Here is a 25,360-nt window from a genome sequence, read left to right as displayed (position 1 = left end):
GGTGCTCCTCGTCTGAAGCTGTGCCCTGCCCGGGTTCGGCGCTGTCCCGGCACCGGCCCCTCGGCCGCGACGCCCTCGCGAGTCCGAGGTCGGCACGTTCCGAGGCGTCGGCGACTGCTCTCCGGGAGACGAACGCAGGTGATACCGGATTCAACCGCACGCACCAGCCCACGGACAGGATTGTGATCAGCGCGAATACAAGTACTGCGCACCGGCCCTACCCGACGGACTGCGGCGGTGCGCGCGACGTGAATGCGCGTTCGCCGAGGCCGGTCGACCCTTTCCGGCCGATCCCGTATCTCGTCCGACCTGCATCACTTGCCATGTAGCCGATGGAGCACCGGGAGCGACTTCGGCGTCCTCGTCGAACCCGACGGGCGACCGGGTCAGCCGCATCCTGAGTGCACGCACGAACCCCGCCGCGCGGAGATCATCTGGTCGTGTGCGCGCCGCCGTTGACGTGGATCGTCTGCCCCGTGATGTGACGGGCGTGCGGGGAGGCCAGGAACTCGATCAATCCGGCGACGTCATCCGGGTCGCCCGGACGCTTGTCATGTGTGGAGTCGATCAACCAGGTACGCCGCTGGTCGCTCAGCTGCCCCTGGAAGAAGTCGGTGTTCTCGATGTAACCGGGCGCGACGGTGTTCACCGTGACTCCCTTCGGCGCGAGCTGCGCCGACAATCCTGCCGACCATGCCGCCAGCGCGGCCTTCGCGGCGCCGTAGGAGCCCGCGGCGTATTCGGCGCCGATCGAGCCGACATTGATCACCGCTCCGCCGGGCCGCAGACGTTCCCGTAGCGCCGAGGTGGTGAGCACCGCGCTCAGCAGATTCGTCGACAGGTTGGCCTGCCACTGCGCGGCCAGATCCGCCAACGAAGGCGTCCCGCCGCCGCCCGCGGCGAGATCGGTGTTGCCGCCGGCCATGTTCACCAGCACATCCACTTCGGGCCCCACCGACTCGGCGAAGCGCTCCACCGCCGTCGGATCACCGGCGTCACATACGATTCCGCGCACTCCCAGCTCCCGCGCCGCCTGTTCGACCCGCTCCGGCGAGCGCCCGGTGATCACCACCTCGGCACCGCCTTCGGCGAATCGCTGTGCCACTCGGCGGCCGATTCCCCCGCTGGCGCCGGTGACGACGACCGTCCCACGCATTTCATCTCCCTTCGTTTATATTTAGCGCTAAATATACCGACGGGAGACACTTGCGGCAATGACGCACGAAACACAGGACGAGATACCGTCGCCCGCCCAGATCGCCGCGGCGTGGCGCCGCGAACTACCCGGCGCGCGGACCGAGTCGATCGAGATCCTCACCCCGTTGTGGCGAGTCGCCAAACTCCTCACCGACGAACGGCAGCGCACCCTGCAGCGCTTGGGCATCGACGAATCCACTCTCGATCTGCTCAGCACCCTGCGCCGGTCGGGGCCGCCTTACCAGCTGACCACCCGCCAGATCGCCGCGCGCAGCCTCGTCACCGCGGGCGCCATCTCCCAGCGCCTGACCCGTGCCGAGTCGGCAGGCCTGATCACCCGCGAACCCACCGCGGCCAGCCGACGCGGCGTGCTGGTCACCCTCACGCCGGAAGGCCACCGCCTCACCGAACGAGTCGTGCCCGCGCTGCTCGAGCACGAGACCGCGCTCACCGACCGGCTGCCCGCGAGCGAACGCGCCGTACTGACCGCGGCCCTCACCACACTCGCGGCCGCGCTCCGGTCCGCCGGGCCGGCGTAGGCCGCCGTGCCCGACTCCGCGCTCAGGCGCCGGACAGATCGGCGGAGAGGTCCCGCGCTTGCACCCCTTCGGGCAGTTGCACTTCCGCCACCGGTTCCGGCCGGTCGTCGTACTCGAGACGCAGGGCCCGGCAGATGGTCGCATGCAAGTCACCGAGCCCGCCCCTGCGCATCAGAGATGTCACATCGACTTGACCGCGCGACGCTATACCGCCTCGCTTTGCCGGGAAAGCCCGCTCGGGACCGCGTCGGCCAGCGCGTCGTCGACGGACGAGTAGATGGGCAGAAGGGCGTCGAGATTCAGGAGGTCGACGACGCGGGTCACGGTCGACCGGCGGCCGACCACGCACAGCCGGACGCCCCGGCGCCGGCACGCCTCGGATTCCTCGGCCAAGGCCAGTATGGAACGACAGGCCATGAAGTCCAGGCCGCTGGTGTCGATCACCACCAGCCCCGGCGCCGCGGTGGCCGTGGCGGCATCCCGCAGGACTTTGCGCCAGGTCGGCAGGGTGTAGGCGTCGACTTCGCCGTGAGCGTGGACGATGGCCGCCGCGCCGCGACGTTCGACCGTCGCGCGCAATCCGAAGGGAACGTCTTCCGTGGGCTGAAGAAGGCCGCTGAGATCGTGCGATGTTGTGCTCATATGGGCACTCGATTCGTTTCGCGCCTGAAGGCGCTCAGTCGGGCCCATCCTGCAGCTTCAAGACAGACCTGTTCTTCCTTACTAACAGAGACAGGTCTGCCTGTACAGCGAACCGGCGCTCGCCGTGTCCGGCGCCGCACGCGATGGTGAACGTTCCACCTGCCCGAAAGCTGGTCGCCCCCGCGCGGAACCTGCGACGCACTCCACCTACTCGATACGATAATAGAATAATTATATCGTTCTATCAGGAGTTCCCGATGCGTCCCCCGCTCGACTACCGACGTAACCCGATGTTCCAGGCGTTTTTACACGGTCTGGGAGCGCGCGAGCGCCCATTTCGACGAAGCGCAGCTAGCCGCGCTGGTCTCGCTGATCGCCGCGATGAACGCCTTCAACCGCATCAACGCCATGGTGCGACAGCCCGCCCCGCGGCGGGAGAAACCTACGCCTGATCCGACCTGTTCGGGACCAGCGGTCCGTGCCCGGTACAAGGGCACGGACCGTCGTGTTTCCGGACACACCTGCTCGCGGCCGACGGCCCGACGCATCGTCCTGCTGTGGCCGGTGCGGCTTTCGATCCGGTGGTGTGGCTACGGATTCATCTGGAATGCGCCCGCGTAGCTCATCACCTCGTCGTGCAGACGTGCGATTCGTTGCTCGTCGACAGCGGGTTTGCGCAGGACATTCATCGCCCAGTCCTGCTGCGCCGGTGTCGAGGACGCCTTCGAGAACAGGTTGAGTGCGTACGCGGAGAAATCGCGCACGAAGACCTCGAAAATGGCGTCCACCAAATCTTCCGAAGTCCCGACGAGTGCGGCCTGCTCCAGAATGAGCTGGCCGTAGGGCAGCAGCGTGAACAATTCCCCCACCGCCAGCTGATAGTCCAGATCTTCCAGCTGAATCGACGTCGGCGGAGCCTCGACCGGGAACTGGGTGAATCGCTCCGCCTGCTCGAGGAACAGGGCCACATTGGGCAGATGACGGTAGGGCGCGTAGGCCGGCCGCCAATCCGCGAATCGCACCTTGCTCAATCCGGCAGCGCTCGGCTGCCGGAACAGCGCCTCGTCGTCACCGGGATCCCGCCGCACCGGCACCGGAGGCAGCTCGGCCGGATTGAACAGGAAGTTCGGCATGAATTTCAGCGTGAGCGCCATGTTGACGTGCGCGGTACCCTCCAGTCGTGGCATGGAATCGATGGTGCCGCGCGCGGTGGAGAAGTAGGAGTCCTTCTCGAAACCCCTGGCGGAGATGACATCGGACAGTTCCCGGAATACCCGCTCGGCCTCGCGGGTCACTTTCATCTTGCCGATGGAATTGAACATCACGAAGCGGCGGTCCTCCGGAGTGGAGCAGCGCATGTAGTCGATCGCCCGTTCGTGGTAGAGCCGCATGGCGTTCATGCGTACGTAGCTGTCGTCGAGGATCTGCCGGACCTGCGCGAAGTCGGTGACCGGATGCCCGAACAGGATCTTTGCACTGGCGTGGTTGATCGTCTCGTAGAAACAGTGCTCTACGATGCCCAGCGCGACCATGCCGATATTGAACTTGCCGCAGTTGACCGCGGCGAGTGCGGAATCGAACGCTTTGCGGCCGACGTGCAGCACGTCGTCCGCCGCGACGGGATAGTCCGCCAGATCGTAGGCCGAGACGAAATTCTGACCGTGGATGACGTTCTTGACCAGCCGGTAATTGGGGTGCTGACTGTCGGCGATGAACCAGACGTATGCGTCGGGGCCGTCCAAGTCCGTCCGCCGCCCGATGGTGGGCACGATCCTGGCCACGTTGCCGTTGCCGATGTAGTACTTGCTGCCGGTCGCGGTGAAACCGCCCGCGCCATCGGGGGTGAGCAGCATGTCGGTGGCGTAGATGTCGGCGCCGTGATCCTTCTCCGACAATCCGAACCCGATGATCCCGCCACGGTCGAGCTCCTCGGCGGCTCGGAGGTGGGCCTTTTCGTTGGCGCTCTGCCAGATGGTGGCGAGCCCGAGCGTCGAAACACCCCACGCGTACCAGTACTGCGATCCGTAGAAACCGGTGATCTCGTTGAACCGGGAAATGACCGCGGTGTCCCAGCGTTTGCCCGGATCTCCGCCCGCATGCGCTCGCGGCGTCGCCATGTGGGCGATGATCCGGCTCTCGGCCAGGAATTCCATCCAGTCCTCGTACCACTCCGCCCGGTGCGCGTCGCCGGTGAGCGCCTGCTTGCCCTTTTTCTCGAAGAAGTCGACCACCGACCGTAGCCGCGCCCGCGTGGCGGGGTCGAACTCCTCGAACGTGTCGGTCTTCGGGTTGAACAGGGCCATGGCGATGCCGCCTTTCGAAGTGATGGCAAGTGCCCTCACATTAAGTCTGATGGCACCTGCCGTCAATTGTCTGACGCGCGCCTCGTCAGCAGCGCCGCCACGGTGTTCGGCTCGAAGGTCGGACTCGCGCCACAGAGGCAGACCGAAAACGGAGACTACGAGGAGCCGCCCGAGGCTGGTGCCCCTTGATGATCGGGCTCGCCGCACCCTGGACGAGCGATCGATACTGGCGTGACCGACACGGTGACGCTCGAGGGGACGTTGGGGGCTGAGTGAACTGACCGCCCGCACCGAGGCCGATATCTTCTGCCTGGTCCGGGCCGGCGACGGAGGTGACGCACTCGCCCGGATCGAGGCCGGGCTGCGGCACTACCGGCTGTGGCGACCAGGCATGGCTTCCCGGATCGTTCCAGTGGTCGGCGATCTCGAGCAGGACCGATTCGGTCTGAGCGAGAGACTTTTTCGAGTTCTGTCCCGGTCGGATGCGGTCCTGCACAACGGTGCGCGCGTCAACCACGTCGAACCGTATGCGCGGCTGCGTGGCGCGAACGTCGCAGGCACACGCACGGTGCTGCGTCTGGCGCTACAAGGGCAGGGCGTGCCGGTGCATTTCATCTCCACCACGTCGGTGGCGCTCGCGGACGGGAGAGTTCCGCGTGCACCCGTGTCGGAGTCCGCTCGCCCTATGGCGAGCGAGCTACGGGCGGGCGGCCGACAAGTCCGCCGCGCAGGACGACGTTCTCAGCTGTTGCCGTAGACACGCTCCGGCAGGATCAACACCGCCGCTCTGCGCTCGGCGGCCATCACCCTGTCGTACTCGTCCCAGTCCTCGTGCACACCACCGGCCGCGGTGAACACCTCACGCAGCAGCAGTCGCAACCGCTCGGCGCCGACGCCCGCCGCCGGGTCGTCCGGACCGGCGATCCATACCGGCCCCTCGGCGGCGCACCATTGCCAGCCGACGCGAGCAACGATCGTCGCACGCGGCCGGGCACGCATGTTGTCCAATTTTCGCGCACCGCCGCGCACCACCATGCCGACCACATCGGCACCGGTCTCGGGGTGCCGCAACACGCCCGCGTTGACCAGTGACGAGTGAATGGTGTGGTCGGCTCGAAGGGTGGAGACGACGCAGAGTCCGTGATCGCCGGCGATCAGCTGGGCGAAGTCCGCGAGATCGGTCACGCCGAAAGTCTACGTATGCACGTCGGCCGGACGGCCGCGAACCACAGCCCCGGTGGCGAACCCCGCCGATCGAAGCCCGCGCCGTCGAGCGCCGACGATGACTTCTGGTCGGCGGTGCACGAGCACTTGCGTGGCAGCGCGATCCCACCGCACCGGAAGCGACCGATCAGGACGCCGACCGCCCGCCGGACCACTGACGCCCCCTTCCCCTCGCCGGCAATGCCGCTGAGAACCGCAGCGCGGACGTGAACGCCGCGATGTATTGGGACGCGGGCCACGGCAGCGACGCGGACGCTGCGGACTTCATCAGCTGGATCCGCGACATCACCGGCTACACCCGTTGGCGCGGCGCTTCCCCGCCGGTAGCGAGCGTGGTCCGCCCAGCCCCGCTGACCATAGGTCTACGAACGGGTTCGCTTCGGAGCAGGAATGGTCAACAGCTCGAGAATCGCTCTGGCGTCTTCCGCGGTCGGCGCGGGCAGGCTGTCACGACCGTGGATGAAGCCGATGCCCAGATACACCATCGCACCGGCCCGCAGACGCGCTCCGTCGGGCGTGAAGCCCAGCTCCAACATCGCTTTTCGCACCGTTTCGAAGATCTGCCGATCCAAGGCGCGCACCGTTTCGGCCACCTTCTCGTCGCTGCGCGCCCATTCACGCACGGTGGCTTCGGTGGCCCAGGTGCCTTGGTCGATGAGATTGGCGGCCATATCGGCGATGCGCTGCTCGACCGGAACGGACGCTATCGCGCCGAGCGCGCGGATGATCTCGCTCTGGCGGGCGGTCCACCGGTCGGCCATCGCCGCCATGAGCTGTTCGATGTCGTCGAAATGCCAGTAGAAACTGCCTTTGGTGACGCCGAGTTCCTGGCACAGCCGGGGAATCCTGATGGCGGAGACACCTTCTCGGGCGAGCAGCGTCAAAGCCCCGTCGACCCATGCCTCATAGGACAGCCGCGGGGTGCGGCCGCGTTGCTGGGCCGCGGCTTTCCGGGAACGCCGCGGCGCGGCGTTCGTTGCGCCCACGTCGGAGGGCCGGATGCCGTCGGCTGCCGACGGCCGGTCCGCTGTCATCGGTGCGGCCCCGTGTCGGTGGAAATCACCACACGATCGTAGGCGACCCGAACACGCGGCTGCTTCGACGCGACGACCGTCCGCCGCGCCTGTGCAGCGCCGGCGCCGAATCCGCCACGCACCGATTTCCTTCGGCAAGATCCGCAACGGACCTGCACTTCCATTCAAAATGGTACCGATGACTATACCCAATGGTATGTTCGCCGCAGTGGGCGCCCGACGGGGCCGCCCGAGAAGGGTTCGAACATGAGTCGCGGATCGGACGCCGGAAATTTTGCGAATCCCCTGGGTGCTGCAAAACGCCCCGCCTCACCCACTCGTTGGTCGACCAGCCCGAAAGCCTCGCGCAGGACCACTTGCGGTCGTGGCTGATCCGGCGCGAGCTGGTGGCCTGAGCAGGCCCGCCGGCCGAGCCGGATCGCTATCGGAGAGTAGGAGAAGTTCACCCATGCCAGTGGAAGTCCCGCCCGCGGGCGCGGATGCCGTCGCGGAACCATCGGTGAAGTGCCCGACAGCGTTCCGTTACTGGGAAGCGCGTCGCAGCCCCGGAGTTCGGCGCATCGAGCGTCTTTTCGCGAAAGTCACCGGGAAGCAGCTGTTTCCGACCGATGCGCAAGCCGTCGCGCTGTGCGAGGACCTCTTCACCGGTGATCCGGTCGCGGAGCGGTTCGTCGCTGAGGTCATGCACGGTGAGATCGGTCGGCAAGCCGGCCGCGAGATGCTCGAGATCGCCCTCGCGGCAGGCATAGACGCCGTACCGGACGCACCGGAGTCGATGCGCGCGCTGTTCGAGGAATTCGAGACGGTCCCCGCGTGGGTGATACCCGAATTGGTCGAACAAGGCGCCGCGATCTGGCGGCGGTGGGGCACCATGCTGTTCAGCTTCGCCGGCGCGGAAACTCTCGAGATGTACACCGAGGCCGCGGTCGCGACGCCGTTGTCACTGGCCGGTGGGTACGCCGGGGACAGCGCGCTACGCCGCTTCCTGGAGACGACCCGCTTCTGGATCGATGTCTCACAGCCCGGCGCGTTGCTGACGCCGGGATCGGCGGGACGTGCCACCGCGCTGAAGGTGCGCATCATGCACGTCTCGGTCCGCGCGAAGGTCGCGGAGCATCCGGAGTGGGACATGGACCGGTGGGGCCTGCCGATCAGCCAGACCTACCAGATGCTGACCTTGCTGGCCGGCAGCGTCACCCCGGGGCTCGGGCTCTGGGCGCTCGGTTACCAGACGACCCCCTCGGAAATCCGCGCGTTGCTGCATTTCCAGAAGTACATGGGCTACCTGCTCGGCGTCCGGCTGCGCTGGTACCCGGAGACGGTCCTCGACTCGTTGCGTGTGCTGGCCATGACCATCGCCTCCCGCTCCTACGACGCGGGGCGGCACGGTGCGGAGTTGATCGAGTCCTATCCGATGGCGTTCGCGCCCCGCGACGGCCACCGCGGCTTCACGCGGCTGCGCGAGGCGTACAACTTTCGCATCAACTCGGTGTACTCCGCGATGTACATGGTTCCCTTGACCCGGCGCCGCTACATCATGCCGCCGGCGTTTCCCTGGATCGTCATCCCGCTGCTGCGCTTTCCCTTGATCACGATGATGGAGATCCTGCGCAGGACGTTCCCGCCCTTCGCGCGGGCGCACGAGAAGCTCATGCTCTGGCATCGCGAGAACTGGTACCGCGCTCAGATGCAGGGTCGCGAAGCGGCTTTCGAGGCCGGCGGGGCGCTACGCCGATGACCTCCGCTCGCGGACGCCTTTCGCGCCGATCCCGACCGTGTTCGCCGTCACCGGGCGTCGCCGGCCAACTCCCCGGCATGCCATGACGAGCCGGGGAAGTCACGCGCTTCAGTCGGTGCAGAGAGCCGAGTGCGGCTCAGAGTCGGCCGACTACTCGGTCGGGGGTCACCCGGACGACGAGCATCGGGGTATCTCCATACGTGGCCGCCGCTTCCGGGTTGTGCTCGAGGTAGGTCATGCCGGTGTACTTGCGCGCCAGGCGATCCCGCAGCTCGAGGCCGCCTTCGGCGGAGAGGGTGGCGGTGCCGTGGATCGCGGCGTAGGTGTAAGGCTGTTCGGGCGGGTTGACCAGCACGCTCACTCGGGCGTCACGACGCAGGTTGCGCTCCTTGCGACTGCCCGCCCCCACCGCGAAGAGCACGTCGTCACCGTCTCGCAGGATCCACACCACCGATTGGTGCGGACTGCCGTCGGGCTGAATCGTGCCCACCACACCGAAGACGGGCGCGTCGAGGACCTGACGCAACCTGGCCGGGGAAACGCCCGAGGCCGCTGACTGCAGCCGGCCGAGCAGTTTCGTCGTCTCGCTGTAGAGCCGTGCGGCCGCCGCGGCGTCGAACGCGGGTCCGTGCACGTCCAGTGGCCGGCCCTGCGCGAGGGCGGTCAGCGGATCGGCCGGTGGATCGTCCAGGACGTCGAGGATCGGGCGGATGGCTTCGTCGATCGGTCGCGCGGTACGCCGCAGTGCTTCGATCCGGGCCGTCGTCTCGGCGTCGTAGTCACCGGACAGGGCGGTGTCGACCACCCCCGGGTGCACCAGGACGTATCGTACTCGCGCCGACACCGGCCTGCGCGCGAACTCGATGCCCAGCAGATCGTTGAGCTGGCCGCCCTGGGCGAGGGCGTGCATTCCGTGGTACTCGCGCTCGTGTTGCAGGTCGTCCCAGCGGATTTCGCCGGTGCCGCTGCCCGGGCCCGCGACATTCACGACGATCGGGCGCTCGGCGGCGTTCAACAAGTCGACCAACTCGTAGCTGAGCACGAATCGGCTCAGGTAGAACAGCGCGAAGGTGTACTCGAAGCCTTCGTCGGTCGCCAGCCGATCGGACCGGTAGTGCCGGGCGCACAGCACCAGGGCATCCACCGTGGCGAACCGGGCCCGGACGGCGTCGATCGCCCGGCGAGTCGCCTCGATCGAACTGAGATCCGCGGGCACGAAGTGCGCCCGGTCGACCGCGCCGAGCGCCTCCGCGGCGGCGAGAAAGCCTTCGCCCTTCCTCGCGTCTCGACCGATCACCACGACGGAGTCGCCCTCGGCCAGGCGCTCCAGCGCGACCGCCCGGCCGATTCCGTCGGTTCCACCCGCGACCACAACATGCTTCATGCCACGAATTTAACCAACCAGTTCAATCTTGTCACCTGATTGGTTCAGTTACCGTGCGAGCGCAGGCTCCGATCGCCCGCGCCCACACCGCGTTGTCGATGCTTGCCTCTTGACCATCCGGGCGGGAGGCTTCCCGCCGCTACCTCCGATCGAACCTGCTCATCCGCGCGGTGACCGAGGGCTGCACTTGGCCTGCCCAGCTATCGGTTTCGTGTGCGATCACCTCGTTGACCCGATAGGAGAAGTCTCGCAGCAACCCCATCCGACGGTCGATCTCCCCGTTCGAATTGGCGGGACCACGAGACACCGACGCCCACTCCAGCTGGAAATCGCACAGCATCGCGTTGATCGACTGCGCGCTGCGGAGATCACGAATCCATGCCGTGGAGACGCCGAAGAACCGGTCGAACGCGGCAGTGCCGGCGGCGCAGGCCAGCAGCACGAATCCCCAGCTGGGATCGATGGCGTCGATGCCGGCGGTCGTCAGTAGCGGCACCAGTATTCCGAGTAAGCCGAGAACGAGCGTAGCCCCGGTGAGGGCTAGGCTGATTCGCCGCTTCGTTAGGCCGTCGCGCGAATACCATTCGCGCGCGTCGATGGCATACGCCTCGACGCGTTGGAACAGCCGGGCAAGGGTCTCATCGGAACTCGACCAGTCGGCGGTGCGGAGGTCCAGCGAAGGCGGCACTCCGAGGTCCTGCGAGCGATCCCCGCCGAAGGGCGATCGGTGCTCTGTCACGGCCGTACTGTATCTCCCCAACGTCTCCGGAATCATCTTTCGGCCGTTGCGCGGGTGAGCAAGCAGCACTGCGGACTTCGCAAGCCGGTCACTTCGGCCACAGAACGGCGCGAGACGAGCGCTGCCATGTGCCGCAACGAGATTCGGAACCGCTGTGGGTGACCGGCTCTCCCCTCCGACGAGTCGGTCACCCCACTCGATCCGGCAGGCGCGGCTGCCGGCGTCCCGGGACTGCCGGGCCCGGCCAGTTCTCGCAGCGCCCGCAGGGCCATCCCGCCGGGCTCCGTACCGGGCGCGGCGTGGCGACGCCGGATTCAAGATCGCGCTGATCGCAATAGTTCTGCGGCGGCTCTCCGGCTTCTAGTGTCCGGCTCAACCCTCCTGCCGCGCCGTCCCCAGGACGACCGCAGTGCGGAGACCGCCATGTCCGTCTCGGTCCACGACACCGGACCTACCTCTGATTCGGAGCGACGTGCAGCCAACCCCGTGGTCAGCGAAGGACACTCGGCCCGTCCAGGTTCCGGGTGCGGCGCAGCCGCGCGCTGGTGTCCGCGGCTCCTTGTCGGCGCTCGACGGCCACTGGGGTTACCTGGGCGCGCTGGCGGGCAGCATCGTCACGCTGTTGCTGCTGTTCCAGCCGTGGTTGAACGCCGTGGGCGCCGACGGCAGAGCCCGCGCCGATGCCTTCGGACGGATCACCGCGACCACTTCTTTCCTGAACGCCTGGTCGTCATCGCCGCCGCCCACCGTGCGAATCAGCGGCGCCCTGGCGATACTCACCGCAGGCGCGATCGTCGTCACCGTCTGCGTGGTGGCGGCGAATCTCCGCTACCGCACCGAGGTGCTGTCGCGTGCCGCGACGGTGTCCACGGTGGTCACCGCGGCGCTGGTGGTCCTCACCGTGCTCTACGTCAACAGCAAAGCCCCCGAGCTGCGCGGCATGCTCGGACGGTCCTCAGATCTGGGTGGTCAAATCGGCATGGTGACCAGCTGGGCCTTCGGCAACGGCAGCCTCATCGCACCGGGAGTCCGGCAGGTCTCCTACAACACCGCCGGCCTCACCCACTGGGCGCTCCTCGCGGGTGTCGTTTCGCTGGGTTCGGCTGTTGCCGCCGTCGCCCAATGGACGTATAACCGCCCGTCGTCATCTCGCCGCCTGCCGTGGCGCGGCACCGGAGCCGGAGGGAAAGAACCGGTCCGCCGAGTCGAGTGAACAAAGCGGCACATCCCCCAGTGCCCCGCTGAATCCACCCGTCTCTTCGGATGACCGGCCGACGGCGATCGAAGCTCCGCGCGAACACCGCCCGAACGGCTCTCCGCATTCTCGACGACCTGGAACGCGTGCGCATTCCGCGGTCAGAGGAACAACGCGACCGCGCTCTCGCCCGGAAAGCACGCCGGCGAAACGCCTCGTCAGCCCACATAACGACGCGCGGTCGAACGACGCTGCGAGTCTTCCAACAGCACGAGACCCGCTTCCACCTGCGGCGGTAGGACTTTGCGTTCCCGCAGGACCCAGGGCATGCCGCGCAGCGTCTCGAGGACGGCCGCCGCCGTCGTCCGATCCGCCGGTGCCGACCGGAGCACGGCGGCGGTCCGCCGGGCGGCGCTGCGGGCCGGGCGGCGCAACCACAGCGTCCACAACGTGTTCCGGATACCGAGCCTGCGACGATGGGTCGCGTCGCGCGAGGTCGACGGCTCGTGATGGATCAGCATGTCCTCGATCCAGCACATCCACCAGCCGTGTGCCGCGAGATCGAGCGCGAGCAATTCCTCCTCGCCGCCGAACCACAAGCGCCGGGAGAAGCCGCCGACTTCCCGGAACGCGCTGACCCGGAAGGCGGACAGGGCCGCCATCACGCCGAGCAGGGCGGGGCCGGGCAGCCAGTCGGGCCCGGAAACCGGTGAATACCGCAGTTCCGGCGTGATCGGATCCTCGCGCAGATCGGGTGCGACCAGGCATCGTCCGGTCACCGAGCCGAGGCCGGGATACCGGTCGAGCAGGTCGGCGGCGCGGGTCAGCGCACCCGGCTGCCACCGCGTGTCGTCGTCGCAGAACGCCACATACGGCGTGACCGTCCGCTCCACCGCGATGTTGCGGGCCACCGCGCCCAGATTGTCCGCCGAGCGGATGAGCTCGACGGCGGGGAAAGCCGCGGCGACCGCGTCGGCGGTGCCGTCGGTGGATCCGTTGTCGACGAGGATGATCGGCGCCGCGTCGGCGAGCGCGGTCATGTGCGCCAAGGTTTCCAGCAGTTGTTCGCGACGGTCGCGGGTGATGATGACGACCGTCATGCGATCGGTACCCATCCGGTCACTTCCTTTCATGGGCGAGTTCCAGGATCCTGGCCCGGCGCTCGATCTCCGGCGGCAGCCTGCGCCGCTGCGCCAACGCCTGGGGCAGGCGGCGCAGCAGTCCCGCGACCGCCAGTAACGTCCCGGGGTCGCGCACCGTGCGGCCGACCAGGCCGGCGGACTCGGCCGCGCACCGCCGCAGCGGCCGTCGCATCCAGACGATCAGCGCGTTGTTGCGCTGTTCGGCCCGCTTGCGCCACGCCCGAGGCGGTCGGCGCGTGGAGGGATGGTGGTGGGCCCGCACCGCCGCCACATAGCAGAGGTCCCAGCCACACGCCGCCATGTCGAGGGACAGCAAGCGTTCTTCGGCGCCGAAGTGCAGCAGCGGACTGAACCCGGCGGCCTGCAGGTACGCCTCCTTCCGCACGATCGCCGCGCAAGCCAGGAAGCCGAGGACCAAAGGCCCCGGCAGGCCGGGTGGGTGGCCGAGCGGGCTGGTGGCCATCAGTTCGTTGACGGGATCGTCACGGTGCTCCGCGCCGACGAGCGTGCGTCCCGCCAGGAGGCCGAGCCGGGGGCAGGCGTCCAGCAGCCGCTCGGCTTCGGGAAGCGCGTCGCGGGCCCACCACGAGTCGTCGTCGCTGAAGGCGATGTACGGCGTGCGGGCGAGCGCGACGCCGAGGTTGCGCGCGGCCGCGCCGAGGTTGCGGGACAGCGGGACGACCCGCACGCCGGGGAATGCTCGCGCCCGCGCCACGGTGTCGTCGGCGGAAGCGTTGTCCAGCACCACGATCTCCGGGCGCGGGCGCAGTGTGTGCAACTCGGTCAGGGTGCGGACCAATTCGGCAGCGCGGTTGCGGGTGGCGATGACGACTGTCGTCTTCGCCCCGTTCTGCCCGCTCACGCCGACCGTCCCACGAGCAACTCCCGGCTCTCGACGGTGGCCGCAGGGAATTCACGCCGTGCGGCCCGCGAGCGCGCAACGACCGAACGGACTTCACGCCGGGTCACGTGTTGCCCAGCGGATGCCAGAGCCGCGCTCGGCTCATCCTCGACACGTCTGCGGCCGCCGCTTCCCCGTGCGCGAAGCTGGGCCACCCGGTGACAAGTACCCGCATGTGCGGGCGCATACCCGGGCGCGACTCAGGTCAATCAGCGGGGTCGGTGAGTGCGCGCTCGCGGTTCCCGGGTCGAGCGCGCGCTCGACGCTAACTGGGGGCCGGGCGCAGGTGCACGACCTTCGTCTGGGTCATCTCGTCCAGCAACTCGGGCCCATAACCGAAGCCGGATCCGCTGGCCCGGCGCGGGTGCGCCGCTCCGCCGGGCGCGCCGCCGAACACCGCGTTGATCTTCACCGTGCCGACGGGCAGTTCCCGCCAGGCGCGCTGGGCGTGGGCCATCGACGGTGTGAGCACGGTCGCCGCGAGCCCGTAGTCGTCGGTCGCGGCCTCCGCGAGGCCTCGGTCGAACGAATCCACCACCCGTACCGGCGCGACCGGGCCGAAGGTCTCTTCCCGCATGATCCGCATGGCCGGATCGCACTGTGCCAGCACGGTGGCCGGGTAGTGCGCACCGGCGCCTTCCGGCACCACTCCGCCCGTCAGCAGTTCGGCGCCGTCGTCCACGGCATCGCGCACGTGGGCGTGGACCTGCTCGCGGTGGCGCCGGTCGACCAGCGGCGCCACCTTCCTGGACTCGGCTTCGGCCAGCAGCGCCGCCAGGAAGGGCTCGGCGACTTCCCGATGCGCGAAGATCCGTTCGACGGACACGCAGATCTGACCGGCGTTCGCGAACGCGCCGAGCGCGGCTTGACCGGCGGCCCAGACGGGATCCAGCCCCGCGTCGACGATCAGCGCGTCGTTGCCGCCGTTCTCCAGCAGCGCCTTGGTGCCCGTGACCGCGGCGCTGCGCGCGATCGACCGCCCGGTGGCCGTGCTGCCGACATGCGCGATGACGTCCACATCGGACCGTGCGGCGAGCAGCGCGCCGACCCTGCCATCGCCTTGTATCGTCTGCAGCACCCCCTCCGGGAGTCCACGGGCGAGCAGATCACCGAGCAGAGCGCCGGTATGCGGTGCGCGTTCGCTCGGCTTGTACACGACCGTGTTTCCGGTGACCAGCCCCGCGCCGAGCAGACCGCAGGATACGGCCACGGGATCGTTCCACGGCGTCAGCGCTACGACGACGCCGCGAGGCTCCCACACCATGAGGTCGGTGGCGTCGAAACCACCCTGCAAGCTTCGTCCCCGATGCAGCGGGCCGATTTCGGCGTATTGCTCCAAGGTCGCGGCGCCGGCCAGCACTCCTTCCCTGCTCTCGGAGTGCGGACGTCCGGTTTCGGCGCGGTTCAGTTCGGCGAGTTCATCGGCCCGCTCGCGTAGCAGCGCGGCACCGGCGCGGAGCGCGGCGGCCCGCTCGGCCGCCGGTGTCCGCGCCCACCCCCGCTGAACGCGGTTGGCGGACTCCATCTTCTGATCTATTTCCGCGGCATCGGCCATGGGAACCGTGCCGACGGCGGCACCGGTGGCGGGATCGAAGATCTCGATCGTTTCGGAAGCCCGGAGCCCGGTGGCGGACGGGACAGCGTTCGGTGCGCTCATACCGCGGCCATTGCCGCGCATTTCCGGTTCAAACCCGCCGGGCCGCAGCCGGATCGGTGCCGCCGCCCAGCTGCGCCGGGACGTTCGACGCCCCCCGGGCTGGGTCGCTGCCGGGCACGTGACCAGGTTTGATCCGAAAATAATAGGCAAGAGCTACCGATATGGCCGCAATGACCGAGGGGCTCACGGTGCTGTTGTGGCACGTGCACGGCTCGTGGACGACGTCGTTCGTGCAAGGGCCGCACCGTTACCTCGTACCCGTGGTGGACGGCGGCGGGCCGTGGGGGCGCGGCCGGTGCGGCCGCGACTGGCCGTCCGTGCGGGAGGTGCCCGCGGACGCGTTGCGCGAAGCGGAGCCGGACGTCGTCGTGCTCCAGCGTCCGGAGGAGATCGACCTCGCCGAACGATGGCTCGGTCGGCGTCCCGGCGCCGACATCCCGGCGATCTACGTCGAGCACAACACTCCGCGTCCCAGCGCGGCCACCACCACGCATCCGCTGGCGGATCGCGCCGACATCCCGATCGTGCACGTCACCCATTTCAACGATTTGATGTGGGACAGCGGACGCGCGCCCACCCGGGTCGTGCCGCACGGCATCGTCGACCCCGGCGCGCGCTACACCGGCGAACTGCCGCACGGCGTGGCACTGATCAACGAGCCGGCGCGGCGCGGGAGGATCACGGGAAGTGATCTGTTGCCGGACTTCGCGATGGCGGGGCCGATCGATCTGTACGGCATCGGAGCCGACGAATTCACAGCGCACCGGCCCACCGCACACCCCATTCGCGGAATCGGCGACTTCCCGCAATCGGCATTGCATCCGGAAATGGCCCGCAGGCGGGTGTATCTGCACACCGCGCGCTGGACCTCACTGGGATTATCTCTCCTGGAAGCCATGCACCTGGCCATGCCGGTGGTAGCCCTGGCCACCACCGAGGCCGTCTCGGCCGTGCCGCCGGAAGCAGGCGCCATCTCCACCGACATCGCGGTGCTCACCGCGAAATTCCGGGAATTCCTCCACGAACCCGACCTGGCGGTGCTCGCGGGCAAATCGGGACGGCAGTTCGCGCTGGAGCACTACGGCCTCGAGGTCTTCCTGCGCCGGTGGGATTCCCTGCTCGCCGAGGTCACCGAATGAAGGCAGGGTCCCGGAGAGAGAAGGCGGAATCATGAAGATCGCGATGGTGTCCGAACACGCCAGTCCGCTAGCCGTGCTGGGCGGCGTCGATGCCGGGGGGCAGAACGTCCATGTCGCGGAGCTGTCCGCGGCTCTGTGCCGCCAGGGGCACGAAGTCACCGTCTACACGCGGCGCGACGACGCGCAGGCTCCGCATGCTGTCACCGCCGCACAGGGCTATCGCGTGATCCATGTCCCGGCCGGGCCTGCCCACCCGCTGCCGAAGGACGAATTGCTGCCCCATATAAGCGAATTCGGCGCTTTCCTGCAACAGCAGTGGCGAGACTGCCGCCCCGATGTGGTGCACGCGCACTTCTGGATGTCCGGCTTGGCCGCCCTCCAGGCCGCTGGGCCCACAGGCATCCCGGTCGTCCAGACCTTCCACGCGCTGGGGGTGGTGAAACGCCGCCACCAAGGAGCCGACGACACCAGCCCGGCCGACCGCGTACGCCTCGAGCAATCGATCGCCGAACGCGCCGATCGCATCATCGCCACCTGCACCGACGAGGTTTTCGAACTGGCCAGAATAGGCGTGCCGCAGTCCAGGACATCGGTGATTCCCTGCGGCGTCGACCTCGAGCAGTTCACCCCCCACGGGGCGAGCGCACCGAGGTCGGCCGAGCACCGGATGGTCAGCGTGGGCCGGTTGGTGCCCCGCAAGGGTTTCGACACCGCGATCACCGCACTGGCCGCTCTGCCGGACACCGAGCTGGTGTTGGTCGGCGGCCCGGACGACGGCGACGTCGCCGACGACCCGGAAGGCAGGAGGCTGCTGGAGCTGGCCGACGAACTCGGCGTGCGAAACCGGCTCCACATGCTGGGCCAGGTCCCGAGGACACGAATGGCGCCGCTGCTCAGGTCGGCCGACGTCGCCGTGTGCACGCCGTGGTACGAACCGTTCGGCATCACACCGCTGGAAGCGATGGCCTGCGCCGTTCCCGTGGTGGCCGCCGCGGTCGGGGGCCTCATCGACACCGTCGTCGACGGTGTGACCGGCAGGCTGGTCCCCCCGCACGAGCCCGCGCAACTGGCCGACGCCGTCCGGGATCTGCTGGCCGCGCCGGAGATCAGGCGGAAGTACGGTCAGGCCGGACGTGAGCGGGTCGAGGCGCGCTACTCCTGGGACCGTATCGCCGCGGAGACCCTGCACGCGTATCGCAGGGTGACCGCCCCGGCCGTGCGCGCGGGGAACGGAAGCGGGCCCACGGACGGCCGTGCGCTCGACCCCACCGGGAACGACGGGCTTCCCACCGGGTCACCGGCGATGGGTCACGGTGCTCGCGCGAACGGCCACGGGTAGGCGGCGCCGTGTCCGAACCCTGTGAACGCGCGTTGGTCACCGGCGGTTGCGGTTTCGTCGGCTCGCACCTGTGTGAACAACTGCTCGACGCGGGCACCGCCGTGGTCGCGCTCGACAATTTCGCCACGTCGACTCCGGACAACGTCGCCCGGCTGCTCGACCGGCCCGGCTTCGATCTGCGGCGGCACGACGTCACCGAACCGCTGCCCGTGGTGGGCGCCTTCGACGTGGTCTTCCATCTCGCGTCGGCCGCGTCGCCTCCCGATTACCTCCGGCTGCCGATCGAGACGCTGCGAGCCGGTTCGCTCGGGACCGCGAACGCCCTCGATCTGGCGGAGCGCCATGGCGCCCGTTTCGTGCTCGCGTCGACCAGCGAGGTCTACGGTGACCCGGCCGTCCATCCGCAGACCGAGAATTACTGGGGTCATGTCAATCCCGTCGGTCCGCGCAGCGTCTACGACGAAGCGAAGCGGTATGCCGAAGCTTTGACCATGGCATTTCGCCGGGAAAGAGGCGTGAATACCGGAATTGCCCGAATTTTCAACACCTACGGTCCGTGCATGCGCACCGACGACGGTCGTATGGTGCCCACCTTTATCGCACAGGCCTTGTCGGACGCGCCGCTGACCATCGCCGGAACCGGTGAGCAGACGCGCTCACTGTGTTATGTCGACGACACGGTGCGCGGGCTGCTCGCGCTGGCGGCCACGGATTATCCGGGACCGGTGAATATCGGCAATCCGCACGAACTCTCCGTGCGCTGCCTCGCGGCGGAAATCCTGTCGCTGACCGGCAGCCGGTCCGTCGTGACGTACGTCGACGGGGCGGTCGACGACCCGAAACGACGGTGCCCGGACATCTCGCTGGCTCGACGGGAATTGGGCTGGTGGCCGGTGATCACCCGGGTGGAGGGGTTGCGCCGCACGATCGACTGGTTCGCCGGACGCGCGGCGGAACCGGCTCGGTAGTCGCCGCGCTGATGGGCGCCGGGCGGCGCATCGGTTTAGTCGTGACTTCAGCGGGTAGCGCCAGACATATGTCAGCGGGTAGACCGGCAGGTCCCGCGTCTCGAACAGAAAGGCGGCCCGTGCGCATTCTCGGAATAAACGCGATATTTCATGATCCTGCTGCGGCCCTGATCGTGGACGGCGAAATCGTCGCGGCCGCCGAGGAAGAGCGGTTCACTCGGCGTAAGCACGGCAAGCGGCCGGTGCCGTTCTCCGCGTGGGAGCTCCCCGAGCAAGCGGCCGCGTGGTGCCTGGAACGAGCGGGATTGCGTCCCGAGCAGCTCGACGCGGTGGGCTATTCCTATGACCCGCGCCTGGTCGACCATTCGCTCGGCGGTCTCGATCAGAAAAGCGAAAATACCAGAACCGATTACGCTTTCCGCGCACCCGCGTTTCTCACGGCCGCACTGCCCGGCCTCGATCCATCGATCGTGCGTTTCGTGCGGCATCATCTGGCGCATGCCGCGTCCGCCGCGCTCGCGGCCCCGTCGGGCGATTCGGCGGTGCTGGTGGCCGACGGCCGCGGCGAGAGTCAGTCCTATCTGGCCGGGGAATACCGGGACGGCAAGTTCGTGGAACTGGCCGCCCAGCAGCTGCCGCACTCGCTCGGGCTGATGTACGAGGACCTCACCGAACATCTCGGATTCACCCGGTCGAGCGACGAATACAAGGTGATGGCTCTCGCCTCCTACGGCACCCCGCGGTTCCTCGATCGGTTCCGCGAACTCGTGTACACCACCAGGGATGGCGGTTTCCGCACCGAACCCGTGGACTGGTCGGAGTTCGCACCCGCGGTGACCGCGGGTGCGCCCGGCCCGGACCATGCCGACCTCGCCGCGAGCGTCCAGCGCCGGCTCGAGGACGTGTTGCTCGAATTGACCTCGTGGCTGCATCGCCAGACCGGTCAGCAGAACCTCACGCTGGCCGGTGGCATCGCGCTGAACTGCGTGGCCAACACCCGGCTGCACGCCGAAGGCCCCTACGACCGGGTCTGGGTCCAACCGGCCTCGGGCGACGCGGGCACCGCGCTCGGCGCCGCGCTGCAATTGGCGGCCGAATTCGGCGAGCGGGTCACCCCGATGCGCGGAGCCGATCTCGGCCGCGAATGGACCGACGCGGAGCTGGAGACCGTGCTGCGCACGGCCAAGGTCCGCTACACGAAATCCGCGGACATCGCGGCCGACGTGGCCCAAGCGCTCGCGGAAGACCAGGTGGTGGCCTGGTTCCAGGGCCGGGCCGAATTCGGCCCGCGCGCGCTCGGACATCGCTCGCTGCTCGCCCATCCGGGCCGGTCGGCGAATCTCGAGCGCCTCAACGACGTGAAAGGGCGCGAGCAGTTCCGGCCGCTCGCGCCGATGGTGCTGGCCGACCGGGCAGCCGAGATCTTCGAACGCGGGCCGTTGCCGAGCCCGTACATGTTGTTCGTCCACGACGTCGCGCCGCAGTGGCGCGCGCGGATCCCCGCCGTGACCCATGTGGACGGCACCGCGCGGGTGCAGACCGTCGATCCCGCCGACAATCCCGTCCTGGCGCGGATGTTGTCGGAGTTCGACCGGCGCACCGGCTTGCCCGTGGTGGTCAACACGAGCTTGAACACCGCGGGCAGGCCGATGGTGGATTCGCCCCGCGACGCCCTGGAGTGCTTCGGTTCCGCGCCGATCGATCTGCTCGCTCTCGGTCCGTTCATGGTCCGCCGCGCATGAACGGCCAGACCGTGGACTACAGCATCGTCATCCCGACCACCGGCCGAGAAAGTCTTCGGACGCTGCTCGAGTCGCTGGCGGCCGCGACGGGTCCGAAGCCACGCGAGCTCATCGTCGTCGACGACCGGCCCGGCACCGGCGACCTGCCGCTGCCCGAGACCGTGCCGCCGGTGCGGGTCATCCGCTCGGGCGGCCGTGGGCCCGCCGCGGCGCGGAACGCGGGGTGGCAGGCCGCCTCGGGCGCGTGGATCGCGTTCTTGGACGACGACGTGCTCACTCCGCCGGATTGGCCTGCCCGCTTGGCCGACGACTTGCGGGAGCTCGACGAGAACACGGCGGCGTCCACGGCCCGGATCGAGGTTCCGCTGCCCGAGCACCGCAAGCCGACCGACGCGGAACGGGGAATCGCACGGCTGGCCACGGCGCGGTGGATCACCGCGGACATGGCCTACCGCAGGTCCGCGCTGGTCGCGGTCGGTGGGTTCGACGAACGGTTCCCGCGGGCGTTCCGCGAGGATGCCGACCTGGCGCTGCGGGTCTGCCTCGCGGGGTACGTCATCGCGGCCGGACGACGCAGCACTCGCCATCCGCTCCGCGCATCGGGGCCCATGGCGAGTGTGCGCGCACAGCGCGGGAACGCCGACAACGCGTTGCTGCGGCGGAAGTACGGCGCTCGGTGGCGGCAGCGCATCGGCGAGGACAAGGGGCTGCTGCCCCGGCACGCGCTCACCACGGCGGCAGGCGCGGCGGCCGCGGCGCTCGGCCTCGCGGGCCGCCTGCGCCCCGCCCTGGCGTTCGCCGCGGTCTGGCTGGCGTCGACCGGCCAATTCGCCGCGCGCAGAATCGCGCCGGGTCCGCGCACGCCCGGCGAGATCGGCCGGATGACGGTGAGCAGCGCGCTGATCCCACCCGCTGCGTGCTGGCATCGCCTGCGCGGCGAGCTGCGCCACCGGAACGCCTCCCACGCCTCGCCGCTGGCGTTGCTGTTCGACCGCGACGACACCCTCATCGTCGATGTCCCCTACCTCGCCGATCCCACCAAGGTCCAGCCGGTGCCGGGGGCCGTCGACGCGCTCCGGAAGGTGCGCGCGGCCGGCGTCCAGCTCGGCATCGTGAGCAACCAATCCGGCGTCGCGCGCGGATTGATCAGCCGCGAACAGCTCGCCGCGGTGAATTCCCGCGTCGAGGAGTTGCTCGGACCGTTCGCCACATGGCAGGTGTGCGTGCACGGCGAAGGCGACGGCTGCGGGTGCCGCAAACCCGAGCCGGGCCTGATCCGGCGAGCCGCGGCGGAACTCGGCGTCGACGTCGACAGATGCGTGGTCATCGGCGATACCGGCGCCGACATCGCCGCCGCGCAGGCCGCGGGCGCCCGCGCGATCCTGGTGCCGACGGCGCGAACCCTTCCCGAGGAGGTGCACCGCGCACGCCGCGAAGCGACCGTGGCGCAGGACCTGCCCGAAGCCGTACGGCTGGCGATGGTGGGCGTGCCATGACACGCCGGGCGCTGGTCGCACGCATGGACAATTTCGGCGATGTGCTGCTGGCCGGGCCGTGCGTGCGGGCGGTGGCAGCGCACGTCGATTCGGTGACGCTGTTGTCCGGGCCGCGCGGCCGGGCCGCCGCCGACCTGTTGCCGGGAGTGGACCAGGTCGTGACCTGGTGCGCGCCGTGGATCGACCTGGAGCCCCCTGCGGTCGCCGCGGCCGGCATCGAGGGCTTCCTCGACCGGATCCGCGCGCTAGACCTGGACCTGGCGTTGATCCTCACGTCCTTTCACCAGTCACCGTTGCCGCTGGCGCTGTTGCTCCGGATGGCCGGCGTCCCCTGGATCGGCGCCATCTCGGAGGACTACCCCGGTTCGCTGCTGGATCTGCGCCATCGCGTCGAAGGCGATCCGCCCGAAGCCGAGCGCGCGCTGTCGCTCGCCGAGGCGGCCGGTTTCCGCCTACCCCCCGGGGACGACGGGAAACTCGCCGTCCGCCAGCCGTTGCCGAAGGTCGGCGCGCTCACCGGCGAACCGGGCTACGTGGTGGTGCATCCGGCCGCGTCGGTACCGGCGCGACAGCCCTCCTCGTCCCGTTCGGCGGCCATCGTCGCCGCGTTGACCGGCGCCGGGCACCGCGTGGTCGTCACCGGCGCACCCGCCGACCGGCCGCTCACCGGCGCCGTCGCCGGCCGGCACGCCGTCGACCTCGGCGGCGCCACCACGCTGCCCGAGCTGGCCGCCGTGTTGCGCGACGCGAGCGTCGTGGTGGCGCCGAACACCGGGCCGGCGCACCTGGCCGCGGCCGTCGGGACGCCCGTGGTCTCCCTCTTCGCACCGGTCGTCCCCGCAGCGCGGTGGGCGCCTTACGGCGTGCCGGTGGCCATGCTCGGCGACCAGCACGCGCCCTGCCGCGGCAGCAGGGCCAGGGAATGCCCGGTCGTGGGGCACCCGTGCCTGGACTCGATCTCCCCGGAGCAGGTCGTCACGGTGGCGGAAGAACTCGGTGCGGGCAGGCGTGCGCGTCTGCGGACAGGAGGTGTGCGGTGATCGAGGAGCATTTCGCGGCTTTGCACGCAGCGCTGGAGCGCACCAGTTGCTTCGCACCGAGTATCCGCAGATGGGGGCGAGAACTGGCGGTGGTACTGGACAACGGCGGCAGATTGCTCGCGTGCGGCAACGGGGGCAGCGCGGCCGAAGCGCAGCACCTGACGGGGGAACTGGTCGGCCGCTTCCGCAACGATCGCCGTCCGCTGTCGGCGATCGCCCTGCACGCCGACACCTCGGCGGGCACCGCCATCGTGAACGACTACGGCGAGACCGAGCTGTTCGCGCGTCAGGTCCGCGCGCACGGCAGACCCGACGACGTCCTCATTCTGTTGTCCACCAGCGGCAGCAGCCAGAACGTGGTGGCCGCGGCGAAAGCGGCGCACGACATCGGCGTCACCACCTGGGCCATGACCGGCCCCGCGCCCAATCCGCTCGCGGCCCTCTGCGACGACGCGGTGGCCGTGGACGCGCCGAGCACCGCCACCGTGCAGGAAGTGCATCTGGTCTTGGTGCACGCCCTGTGCACGGCGCTCGACGACGCACTGGGGGTACCGACATGAAGCCGTTGGTCGTGATCGGCGACAGCATGCTCGACGTCGACATCGAGGGCGTCGCCAACCGGTTGTCGCCCGAGGCGCCCGTGCCCGTGGTGGACGTGGAACGCCGGTGGATGCGCCCGGGCGGCGCCGGTCTGGCCGCCGTGCTGGCCGCGCGGTCGGTCGCCGAGGTCTCCCTGGTCACGGCGACCGCCGACGACCACGACGGCCGACTCCTCACCCGCCTGCTGGACCAGTACGTCCAGGTGGTTCCGATGCCGCTGCGCGGCGAGACGGTACGCAAGACCCGCGTCCGCGCCGCCGGTCAGTCGCTGTTGCGGCTGGACACCGGCGACGGGACCGCCGACGGCGGCTCGGTGAGCGCGTCGGTCACCAGGGCACTGCGGGCGGCCGGCGCGGTCCTCGTGGCGGACTACGGCCGGGGCGTCGCCGCACATCCGGAGATCCGCAGCCTGCTGACCGAACTGGCGCGGTCCGTGCCGGTGGTGTGGGATCCGCATCCGCGCGGCCCCGCCCCGACGCCGGGCGCGGCGCTGGTCTCGCCGAATCTCGAGGAGGCACGCCAGTTCGCGCCGGGATACGTCGAACCGGATGAGTTGGCGAAGGTCCTCCGCGACGAGTGGGCCGCGGATTCCGTCGCGGTCACGACCGGTCCGAACGGGGCGGTGCTGGCCAATGGGAAGCGGCTCACGGTAGTGCCGGTGCCCGCCGGGATACGGATCGCGGGGCACGTCGGTTCGGATACCTGCGGCGCGGGCGACCGATTCGCCTCCGCCGCGACCGCCGCACTCTTCGACGGGTCGACGGTGGCCGACGCGGTGTCGCACGCCGTGGACGCGGCGGCCGGATTCGTCGCCGCGGGCGGCGCGGCCACGTTGTCCGCATGCGACAGCACCGCCACCGGGGAGGAAGACACGACGGAAGCGGGCGGGTCGGCGTTCGAGGTGGCGGCGCGGGTCAGGGCGCGCGGCGGCCGGCTCGTGGCCACCGGCGGCTGTTTCGATCTATTGCACCCCGGACACGTGAGCTTGCTCCGCCAGGCTCGCGCCATGGGCGACGCGCTGGTGGTCTGCCTCAACTCCGATGCCTCGGTGCGGCGTTTGAAGGGGCCGCGCCGACCGATCGTCACCGCACGCGACCGCGCCCGCCTGCTGATCGCACTGTCGTCGGTGGATGCCGTCGTCGTGTTCGACGAATCCTCCCCGAGCGCACTGCTGGAACGCCTTCGCCCCGATGTCTGGGTCAAGGGCGGCGACTACACCGGCGTCGACCTCCCGGAGGCCGCGGTCGTTCGCGGGTACGGCGGCGAGATCGCGCTGATTCCCACTGTTCGCGGTTATTCGACAACCCAGCTGGTCGCCGCGACGCAGGCGTGCGGCTGACC

General features: G+C 69.3%; 23 protein-coding genes. 12 read left to right on the top strand and 11 right to left on the bottom strand.

Translation table 11 applies throughout. The features are described from left to right. Positions 1-430: 430 nt before the first annotated feature. Positions 431-1,156, bottom strand: coding sequence for an SDR family NAD(P)-dependent oxidoreductase (locus QMG86_RS12760; protein WP_281879703.1), 726 nt, complete (start codon positions 1,154-1,156; stop codon positions 431-433). A gap of 58 nt (positions 1,157-1,214) precedes the next feature. Here QMG86_RS12760 and QMG86_RS12755 point away from each other — a divergent pair, with 58 nt between their 5' ends. Further along, a complete protein-coding gene (locus QMG86_RS12755; RefSeq protein WP_281879701.1) occupies positions 1,215-1,736 on the top strand; it encodes a MarR family winged helix-turn-helix transcriptional regulator in 522 nt (173 codons plus the stop codon). A gap of 22 nt (positions 1,737-1,758) precedes the next feature. On the opposite strand, the gene QMG86_RS12750 is transcribed toward QMG86_RS12755, so the two are convergent. From QMG86_RS12750 to QMG86_RS12740, 3 genes are all read right to left on the bottom strand, one after another. After that, entirely contained in the window at positions 1,759-1,920 is a 162-nt protein-coding gene (locus QMG86_RS12750) for a hypothetical protein (RefSeq protein ID WP_281879699.1), read from the bottom strand. Positions 1,921-1,940: 20 nt separating this feature from the next. After that, a complete protein-coding gene (locus tag QMG86_RS12745; RefSeq protein ID WP_281879697.1) occupies positions 1,941-2,378 on the bottom strand; it encodes an anti-sigma factor antagonist in 438 nt (145 codons plus the stop codon). Positions 2,379-2,968: 590 nt separating this feature from the next. Further along, entirely contained in the window at positions 2,969-4,747 is a 1,779-nt protein-coding gene (locus QMG86_RS12740; protein WP_350356382.1) for an acyl-CoA dehydrogenase family protein, read from the bottom strand. 202 nt (positions 4,748-4,949) lie between these two features. Between QMG86_RS12740 and QMG86_RS33550 the strand changes: the two genes are divergently transcribed. Next, on the top strand, positions 4,950-5,438 hold the full coding sequence (locus tag QMG86_RS33550) for an SDR family oxidoreductase (RefSeq protein ID WP_350356405.1): 489 nt from the start codon (positions 4,950-4,952) through the stop codon (positions 5,436-5,438). On the opposite strand, the gene QMG86_RS12735 is transcribed toward QMG86_RS33550, so the two are convergent. After that, entirely contained in the window at positions 5,423-5,866 is a 444-nt protein-coding gene (locus QMG86_RS12735; protein ID WP_281879696.1) for a pyridoxamine 5'-phosphate oxidase family protein, read from the bottom strand. The two genes, QMG86_RS33550 and QMG86_RS12735, sit on opposite strands and share 16 nt — an antisense overlap. A 401-nt stretch (positions 5,867-6,267) precedes the next feature. After that, the gene (locus QMG86_RS12730) at positions 6,268-6,939 is read right to left on the bottom strand and encodes a TetR/AcrR family transcriptional regulator (protein ID WP_281879694.1); all 672 of its coding nucleotides are present in this window, start codon (positions 6,937-6,939) and stop codon (positions 6,268-6,270) included. A 448-nt stretch (positions 6,940-7,387) separates the two neighbouring features. Between QMG86_RS12730 and QMG86_RS12725 the strand changes: the two genes are divergently transcribed. Then, positions 7,388-8,677: an oxygenase MpaB family protein gene (locus QMG86_RS12725; protein ID WP_281879692.1), complete on the top strand. Its 1,290-nt coding sequence runs from the start codon at positions 7,388-7,390 to the stop codon at positions 8,675-8,677. Between the two features lie 136 nt (positions 8,678-8,813). Here QMG86_RS12725 and QMG86_RS12720 read toward each other — a convergent pair whose 3' ends face one another. Beyond that, positions 8,814-10,061 (bottom strand): TIGR03618 family F420-dependent PPOX class oxidoreductase, encoded by a 1,248-nt coding sequence (locus tag QMG86_RS12720; protein ID WP_281879691.1) that lies wholly within the window; start codon positions 10,059-10,061, stop codon positions 8,814-8,816. 139 nt (positions 10,062-10,200) lie between these two features. Then, positions 10,201-10,800 carry an SLATT domain-containing protein gene (locus QMG86_RS12715; RefSeq protein ID WP_281879690.1) on the bottom strand — a complete coding sequence of 200 codons (600 nt, stop codon included), beginning with the start codon at positions 10,798-10,800 and terminating at the stop codon, positions 10,201-10,203. A 559-nt stretch (positions 10,801-11,359) separates the two neighbouring features. Here QMG86_RS12715 and QMG86_RS12710 point away from each other — a divergent pair. Beyond that, positions 11,360-12,013, top strand: a complete 654-nt coding sequence (locus QMG86_RS12710) for a hypothetical protein (protein ID WP_281879689.1) — start codon at positions 11,360-11,362, stop codon at positions 12,011-12,013. Between the two features lie 200 nt (positions 12,014-12,213). Here QMG86_RS12710 and QMG86_RS12705 read toward each other — a convergent pair whose 3' ends face one another. From QMG86_RS12705 to QMG86_RS12695, 3 genes are all read right to left on the bottom strand, one after another. After that, positions 12,214-13,110 carry a glycosyltransferase family 2 protein gene (locus QMG86_RS12705; RefSeq protein WP_281879688.1) on the bottom strand — a complete coding sequence of 299 codons (897 nt, stop codon included), beginning with the start codon at positions 13,108-13,110 and terminating at the stop codon, positions 12,214-12,216. A 4-nt stretch (positions 13,111-13,114) separates the two neighbouring features. Beyond that, positions 13,115-13,999, bottom strand: a complete 885-nt coding sequence (locus QMG86_RS12700) for a glycosyltransferase family 2 protein (RefSeq protein ID WP_281879687.1) — start codon at positions 13,997-13,999, stop codon at positions 13,115-13,117. Positions 14,000-14,303: 304 nt separating this feature from the next. Beyond that, positions 14,304-15,695, bottom strand: a complete 1,392-nt coding sequence (locus tag QMG86_RS12695) for an aldehyde dehydrogenase family protein (protein ID WP_281879686.1) — start codon at positions 15,693-15,695, stop codon at positions 14,304-14,306. 161 nt (positions 15,696-15,856) lie between these two features. On the opposite strand from QMG86_RS12695, the gene QMG86_RS12690 reads away from it, so the two are divergent. From QMG86_RS12690 to rfaE2, 8 genes are all read left to right on the top strand, one after another. Then, entirely contained in the window at positions 15,857-16,834 is a 978-nt protein-coding gene (locus QMG86_RS12690) for a glycosyltransferase (RefSeq protein WP_281879685.1), read from the top strand. A 31-nt stretch (positions 16,835-16,865) separates the two neighbouring features. Further along, entirely contained in the window at positions 16,866-18,173 is a 1,308-nt protein-coding gene (locus tag QMG86_RS12685) for a glycosyltransferase (RefSeq protein ID WP_281879684.1), read from the top strand. Positions 18,174-18,181: 8 nt separating this feature from the next. Continuing rightward, a complete protein-coding gene (locus QMG86_RS12680; protein ID WP_281879683.1) occupies positions 18,182-19,141 on the top strand; it encodes a UDP-glucuronic acid decarboxylase family protein in 960 nt (319 codons plus the stop codon). A gap of 119 nt (positions 19,142-19,260) precedes the next feature. Next, positions 19,261-20,883, top strand: coding sequence for a carbamoyltransferase family protein (locus tag QMG86_RS12675; RefSeq protein ID WP_281879682.1), 1,623 nt, complete (start codon positions 19,261-19,263; stop codon positions 20,881-20,883). Continuing rightward, positions 20,880-22,379, top strand: a complete 1,500-nt coding sequence (locus tag QMG86_RS12670) for an HAD-IIIA family hydrolase (RefSeq protein ID WP_281879681.1) — start codon at positions 20,880-20,882, stop codon at positions 22,377-22,379. Before QMG86_RS12675 ends, QMG86_RS12670 begins: the two co-directional genes overlap by 4 nt. Next, entirely contained in the window at positions 22,376-23,419 is a 1,044-nt protein-coding gene (locus QMG86_RS12665) for a glycosyltransferase family 9 protein (protein ID WP_281879680.1), read from the top strand. Before QMG86_RS12670 ends, QMG86_RS12665 begins: the two co-directional genes overlap by 4 nt. Further along, a complete protein-coding gene (locus QMG86_RS12660; protein ID WP_281879679.1) occupies positions 23,416-23,979 on the top strand; it encodes a D-sedoheptulose-7-phosphate isomerase in 564 nt (187 codons plus the stop codon). The genes QMG86_RS12665 and QMG86_RS12660 overlap by 4 nt, the downstream gene beginning before the upstream one ends. After that, positions 23,976-25,358 (top strand): D-glycero-beta-D-manno-heptose 1-phosphate adenylyltransferase, encoded by a 1,383-nt coding sequence (gene rfaE2 / locus QMG86_RS12655; protein ID WP_281879678.1) that lies wholly within the window; start codon positions 23,976-23,978, stop codon positions 25,356-25,358. The genes QMG86_RS12660 and rfaE2 overlap by 4 nt, the downstream gene beginning before the upstream one ends. The last annotated feature ends 2 nt before the right edge of the window (positions 25,359-25,360 follow it).

The sequence above is a fragment of the Nocardia sputorum genome, assembly GCF_027924405.1.
In the GTDB taxonomy this organism is placed as follows: Bacteria; Actinomycetota; Actinomycetes; order Mycobacteriales; family Mycobacteriaceae; genus Nocardia; species Nocardia sputorum.
This window is presented reverse-complemented; position numbering and strand designations above follow the sequence as displayed.